We start from the raw sequence: 7,236 nt of genomic DNA, 5'->3' as shown, positions 1-7,236 counted from the left end.
GGCGTGCCCGCTTTTTTGCTCGTCATCCCGGCGTAGGCCGGGATCCAGTAACGACCACGTCTGATTGTCGCGTTGCGCGCAGCTTTGTCTCGCCGTAGGCGAGTGTTTCGTGCCGCTGCCGCGGCCCGACCTACTTTCTCTTGCTTGCCCAAGAGAAAGTAGGCAAAGAGAAGGGCACCCTGCACGGCGCCCTCCGGTGACTACGTCACCTCCGGGTACGTGAGGGCTGGCCGGGCTTTTTGACGGGACATCCATGTCCCGTCAAAAAGGCGAGGACTCCTGTCCTCGCCCCCTTCGGGGCCTGATCGTCCAGCCCTCACCGCCGCGCCAAGGGGGTTGCAGATCAAAAGCCGAAGCAAAAGCGCACAAGCGGAATGCCGCGGCTGCGCCGCGTGCTCTCGTTCAATCTTCGCGAGGATCCACACCTCCCTCTCCCCGTCGGGGAGAGGGTCGGGGTGAGGGGCCGGGGCTCGCCCGAACGGGGGTAATGCGTCGTCAACCCCTCCACCCAAATCAGACCATACCTATCAAGTGACTGGTATACGTCGCTGCAACCGCATATGGACGTCTATCCGCCCAAATGCGATCCTCGGCCGATATCGCCAAATTTCCATAAGGAACGGGACTTTGCCGTTTTCGTCCGGCGCGCTGCCGGAGGCTTCGCCCGGCAGAGCTTGTTCGCACTGGTATGGTCGGTTTGCCAAGGGGTGCGCTTGTACCTTGTTTTTAAGACAAATTTTCTCTTTGACGCGACGCACCAACTATGCTCTATTCGAAGTACACCTACGTGCGTGCAGCGGAGCATTCAGCGCCGCGAGGCATGCGCGTCCCATGAATTCGGCCCGGGGAGGGAAGATGGGGCAGGCAGGTACACCGGCGTTGTACGACGCCGCGTTCGAACACGACAGTTGCGGTTTCGGTCTGGTCGCCCAGATCGACGGCCGCGCCAGCGCATGGGTAGTCGATACCGCTTTCGAGGCGCTGGCCAAACTTTCCCACCGCGGCGGCGTGAACGCCGACGGGATCAGCGGCGACGGCTGCGGCGTGCTGGTGCATAAACCGCAGGCCTGGCTGTCGGTGCTGGCGGCGGAGGCGGGACTGTCGGTGGGCGAGCGCTTCGCGGCTGGCCTGATGTTCCTGGATCCGGCGCCGGGCGCGGGCGCCGAAGCTTGCACCACCCTGGAAGCGTTCGTGCGCGAGGAAGGTCTGCGCGTGGCCGGCTGGCGCGAGGTGGCGGTGAATCCGGAGGCCTGCGGGCCGCTCGCCGCTGCGGCGCAGCCGCATGTGCGGCAGATCTTCGTGGAAGCGCAGGGACAGGACGACGACGCTTTCGAGCGCGCGCTGTTCCGCGCCCGCCGCCGTGCCGAGACGGCGCTGGCGGAAGATGCACACTTTTATGTGGTGACCTTGTCCGCCCAGGTGATCGGCTACAAGGCGATGGCCGCTCCCGGCCGCCTGCGCGAGGTCTACCCGGACCTGGGCCACGCCGCCCTGGTCTCCGACGCGGTGGTATTCCACCAGCGCTTCTCCACCAATACCACGCCGCAGTGGAGGTTGGCCCAACCGTTCCGCCTGCTGGCGCACAACGGCGAGATCAACACCATCCGCGCCAACCGGCGCTGGATGCAGGCGCGCGAATCGATCCTGCGCTCGCCGCTGGTGGAGCTGTCGGATCTGGGTCCGCTGGTGCGCCAGACCGGCTCGGACTCGGAAAGCCTGGACAACGCGCTGGAGGTACTGACCACCGGCGGCCTGGAGCTGATCGCCGCGATGCGCGTGCTGGTGCCGCCGGCGTTCGCCGCGCGCGAAGGTATCGACGAAGACCTCGCCGCGTTCTACGAGTACTACGCACTGCACAGCGAACCCTGGGACGGTCCCGCCGGCCTGGTGATGTGCGACGGCCACTACGCCGCCTGCACGCTGGACCGCAACGGCCTGCGCCCGGCGCGCTGGGCGCTGTCGGACGACAACCACCTGATCGTCGCCTCCGAAGCCGGCCTGTGGGACGTGCCCTCGTCGCGCGTGATCGCCAAGGGCCGCCTCGCGCCCGGCGAGATGATCGCGGTGGATTTCGCCAACCGGCGCCTGCTGCGCAACGCCGACATCGACGACATCAACCGCCGCCGCGCGCCCTATCGCGACTGGCTGCGCGCGGGCGTGAGCTATCTGGAATCCGACCTGATCGATCCCTCGCTGGCCGCCGAACCGCTGCCGGCCGAGCAGCTGCGCTGCTATCAGAAGCTGTACGGCCTGTCGCGCGAAGAGCGCGAGTCGGTGCTCAAGGCGCTGGCCGAGCTGGAGATGGAGGCGACGGGCTCGATGGGCGACGACACGCCGATCGCGGCGATGTCGCGCCAGGTGCGCCCGCTGTTCGACCGCTTCCGCCAGGCCTTCGCCCAGGTCACCAATCCGCCGATCGACCCCCTGCGCGAAAAGCTGGTGATGTCGCTGGTGACGCAGATCGGACCGGAGGGCAATCCGTTCGAACTGCAGCCGGAGAACGCGAAGCAGATCCTGATCAACTCGCCGATCCTTTCGCAGCGCAAGCTCAGGCAACTGCTGGCACTGCCGCAGTTCGCCGGCACGCCGCGCTTCGACCTGATGTACGCGCCGGAGGAAGGCCTGGAGAACGCGCTGCGCCGCTTGTGTCGCGAGGTGGCGCAGGCGGTGCGCGAGGGTTGCGCGCTGGTCTTCCTCAGCGACCGCTATCCGGAGCGCGGGCTGCTGCCGATCCAGTCGCTGCTGGCCACCGGCGCGGTGCATGCGCACCTGATCGACGAAGGCCTGCGCTGTCAATGCAACATCCTGGTCGAGACCGCCGCGCCGCGCGATCCGCACCAGTTCGCCTGCCTGATCGGCTACGGCGCCACCGCGATCTATCCCTGGCTGGCCTACCAGAGCCTGTTCGAGCTGGGCCGCGAAGGTCATATCGCCAGCGACCGCATGGAAGTCGGCCGCAGCTATCGCCGCGGCATCCGCAAGGGTCTGCTGAAGATCCTCTCCAAGATGGGCATCTCCACCGTCGCCGGCTATCGCGGCGCGCAGCTGTTCGAGATCGTTGGCCTGGCGCCCGAAGTGGTGTCGCTGTGCTTCCCCGGCACGCCTTCGCGCGTTGGCGGCGCCGGTTTCGCGGAGCTCGAGCAGGACCAGCGCCTGCTGGCCGCCGAAGCCTGGAACGAAGCGCAGTCGCTGCGCGCTGGCGGCCTGTACAAGTACGTGCACGGCGGCGAGTACCACATGTACAACCCGGACGTGATCGCCAGCCTGCAGAAGGCGGTGCGCACCGGCGACGCGACCGACTACCGCGTCTATGCGGATTTCGTCGACCGCCGCCCGCCGTCCGCGCTGCGCGACCTGCTCAGCCCGCGGCCGCTGGGCGACGCCATCGCGCTGGACGACGTCGAATCGGTGCAGAGCATCCTGTCGCGCTTCGACTCGGCCGGCATGTCGCTGGGCGCGCTGTCGCCGGAGGCGCACGAGGCGCTGGCGATCGGCATGAACCGCCTCGGCGCGCGCAGCAATTCGGGCGAGGGCGGCGAGGATCCGGCGCGCTACGGCACCGAGAAGATGTCCAAGATCAAGCAGGTCGCGTCGGGGCGCTTCGGCGTCACGCCGTCCTACCTGGTCAACGCCGAAGTGCTGCAGATCAAGATCGCCCAGGGCGCCAAGCCGGGCGAGGGCGGCCAGCTGCCGGGCCACAAGGTCGATGCGACCATCGCGCGACTGCGCTACGCCAAGCCGGGCATCGGCCTGATCTCGCCGCCGCCGCACCATGACATCTATTCGATCGAGGACCTGGCCGAGCTGATCCACGACCTCAAGGAGGTCAACCCGGCCGCGCTGGTCTCGGTGAAGCTGGTCAGCCATGCCGGCGTCGGCACCGTCGCCGCGGGCGTGGTGAAGGCCGGCGCCGACCTGATCACGGTCAGCGGCCACGACGGCGGCACCGGCGCCAGCCCGCTGACCTCGATCAAGTACGCCGGCACGCCGTGGGAGCTGGGCCTGGCCGAGACGCAGCAGACCCTGCGCCGCAACGACTTGCGCGGCCGCGTGCGCCTGCAGACCGACGGCGGCCTGAAGACCGGCCTGGACGTGGTGAAGGCCGCGCTGCTGGGCGCCGAGAGCTTCGGCTTCGGCACTGGCCCAATGGTGGCGCTGGGCTGCAAGTACCTGCGCATCTGCCATCTGAACAACTGCGCCACCGGCGTCGCCACCCAGCACGCGGTGCTGCGCAAGGATCACTTCACCGGCCTGCCGGAGATGGTGATGCACTACTTCCGCTTCGTCGCCGAAGACGTGCGCGGGCATCTCGCGCGGCTGGGCGCGCGCAGCCTGGCCGAGATCATCGGCCGCAGCGACCTGCTGGAACAGCTCGAAGGCGCCACGCCGGTGCAGCACAAGCTCGACCTGCGTCCGCTGATCCACGGCGACGCGCTCGGCGCGGACGTCGACTTCGCCTGCACCCTGCCGCGCAATCCGATGCGCGACGACGCGGCGCTGGCCTCGCGCATCGAAAACGACACCCGCGCGGCGGTGGCGAACGGCACGGGCGGCGAGTTCCGTTATGCGATCGCCAATACCGACCGCGCGATCGGCGCGCGGCTCTCCGGCGAGGTGGCGCGCCGCTGGCGCGACCATGGCATGGACGAGCAGCCGATCGTGCTGCGCCTGGAAGGCGCGGCGGGCCAGAGCCTGGGCGCGTGGAACGCCGGCGGCGTGCACATCGACCTGATCGGCGAAGCCAACGACGGTGTCGGCAAGGGCATGGCCGGCGGCCGCATCGTGGTGCGTCCGCCGCTGGATTCGCCGTTCGCCAGCCAGGACGCCTCGATCATCGGCAACACCTGCCTGTACGGCGCCACCGACGGCGAGCTGTTCGCCGCCGGCCGCGCGGGCGAGCGCTTCGCCGTGCGCAACTCCGGCGCGCTGGCGGTGGTGGAAGGCGCCGGCGACCACTGCTGCGAGTACATGACCGGCGGCGTGGTGGCGGTGCTGGGCAAGGTGGGCCTGAATTTCGGCGCGGGCATGACCGGCGGCTTCGCCTACGTGCTCGACCTCGAGCGCGACTTCGTCGATTGCTACAACCACGAGCTGGTGGACATCCTGCGCATCTCGCCGGAAGGCATGGAGCACTACATGCAGCACCTGCGCGGCCTGGTGTCGCGCCATGTGGAGCTGACCGGCAGCGAGTGGGGCCGGCAGATCCTGCGCGACTTCCGCGGCCTGCAGTACAAGTTCTGGCTGGTGAAGCCGAAGGCCGCGAGCCTGGATGCGCTGGCGGAAGAACTGAGGAGTGCGGCGTGATGACGATGACGATGCTGCCGCCAGGAAGCGGAGCAGGGAAACGCGGCGTACGGATCGGGCGAAAACGCTCGATCCGCGCGGCCTCCTGCGGTTGACCCTTTCCATACTCCTGCCGACTTCCAGCTCCCATGCCAGACAAGTCCTTCCAATTCCTCCATGTCGAACGCCAGACGCCGCGCACCGTCCCGGTCGCGATCCGCGTGCTCGGCTACGGCGAGATCGCCGGCGACTTCGCGGCGCCGCAGGCGGCCGGGCAGGCGGAGCGCTGCATCGATTGCGGCAACCCGTACTGCGAGCACGCCTGCCCGGTGCACAACTACATTCCCAACTGGCTGAAGCTGGTGCAGGACGGGCGCATCCTCGAAGCCGCCACGCTGATGCACGAGACCAATCCCTTGCCGGAGATCTGCGGCCGCGTGTGCCCGCAGGATCGCCTGTGCGAAGGCTCTTGCACGCTGGAGCAGACCGATTTCGGCGCGGTGACCATCGGCAGTATCGAGCGCTGGGTCACCGACGAGGCGCTGCGCCAGGGCTGGCGCCCGGACCTGTCGCGCGTGCGCGAGAGCGGCAAGCGCGTGGCCATCGTCGGTGCCGGTCCCGCCGGCCTGGCCTGTGCCGATCGCCTGCGCCGCGCCGGCATCGCCGCCGACGTCTACGACAGCCAGAGCGAGATCGGCGGCCTGCTCACCTTCGGCATTCCGCCGTTCAAGCTGGACAAGGGCGTGGTGCGCACGCGCCGCGACGTGCTCGAAGGCATGGGCGTGCGCTTCCTGCTCGGCCGCGAAGTCGGGCGCGACGTGGAGTTCGGCCAGCTGCTGGACGATTACGACGCGGTGTTCGTCGGCACCGGCGCCTACACCTATGTGGACGCGGAGCTGGCGGGCCGCGAGCTGCACGGCGTGCACGACGCGCTGCCGTTCCTGATCGCCAATACCGAGCGTCTGCTGCGCGACGAACCGGCGCCGCACGCCTTCGATTTCCGCGGCAAGCACGTGGTCGTGCTGGGCGGCGGCGACACCGGCATGGACTGCAACCGCACCGCGATCCGCCTGGGCGCCGCCTCGGTCACCTGCGTGTACCGCCGCGACGAGGCGAACATGCCCGGCTCCGCGCGCGAGGTGAAGTACAGCCGCGAAGAGGGCGTGGAATTCCTGTTCCAGCGCCAGCCGCTGCAGATCCTGGGCGACGCCGAAGGCAAGGTGCGCGCGGTGCGGGTGATCGACACCACCCTGGTGAAGGACGGTCATGGCCGCGCACGCCCGCAGAACGTGCCCGGCACCGAGGCGGAACTGCCCGCCGACGTGGTGATCCAGTCCTTCGGCTTCCTGTCCAGCCCGCCGGACTGGCTGCGCTCGCATGGCGTGGCGCTGGACCGTTCCGGCCGCATCGTCACCGGCGCCGCCGGCATGCTGCCGCACCAGACCAGCCATGCGCGCATCTTCGCCGGCGGCGACAACGTGCGCGGCGCGGACCTGGTGGTACGCGCGGTGTATGACGGCCGCGAGGCGGCCGGGTCGATCGCGCAGGCCTTGTTGGGCTGATTCCGGCACTGCCGCAAGAAAAAGCGCCGTCCTGCAAAGGGCGGCGCTTTTTCTTGTCGTTTGTTATTGCTGGTATTCCCGAATAAATCGCCGGAATTAGAACGTTCCAAATAAGCGGACGGGTGAATAAGGCATTTATTGGCCCGCGACATACTCATTATCTCGGGCACGCGTTATGCATTTAATTTGTCGCGCAAAATCTTGCGTCATCAATGGCTTGGTCTGATTGGTCATGGCCTTGTGAAGCGAACCTTAAAGTGCTTGACTCTCTTTCGGACCCATTAAGCATGCGCCGTGCGGCGCATTCCCCCACCCCGGCTGATGGGTCCTCTGGCGCAATGCCTTAACAAACAAAGAGAGGCCATCCCCATGAAGCGCAACCAGCTTGCAC

2 protein-coding genes are annotated in these 7,236 nt (G+C 68.0%); both read left to right on the top strand.

Translation table 11 applies throughout. The annotated features are described in order from the left end of the window. Positions 1–855 precede the first annotated feature (855 nt). Complete coding sequence (gene gltB / locus BM172_RS15865; RefSeq protein WP_026634989.1) at positions 856–5,304, top strand: glutamate synthase large subunit; 4,449 nt, start codon at positions 856–858, stop codon at positions 5,302–5,304. A 128-nt stretch (positions 5,305–5,432) separates the two neighbouring features. After that, positions 5,433–6,845, top strand: coding sequence for an FAD-dependent oxidoreductase (locus BM172_RS15860; RefSeq protein WP_026634988.1), 1,413 nt, complete (start codon positions 5,433–5,435; stop codon positions 6,843–6,845). The last annotated feature ends 391 nt before the right edge of the window (positions 6,846–7,236 follow it).

This window comes from Dyella marensis (assembly GCF_900112865.1).
In the GTDB taxonomy this organism is placed as follows: Bacteria; Pseudomonadota; Gammaproteobacteria; order Xanthomonadales; family Rhodanobacteraceae; genus Dyella_D; species Dyella_D marensis_A.
The sequence above is the reverse complement of the archived record's forward strand: the minus strand, read 5'-3'. Positions and strand labels throughout refer to the sequence as shown.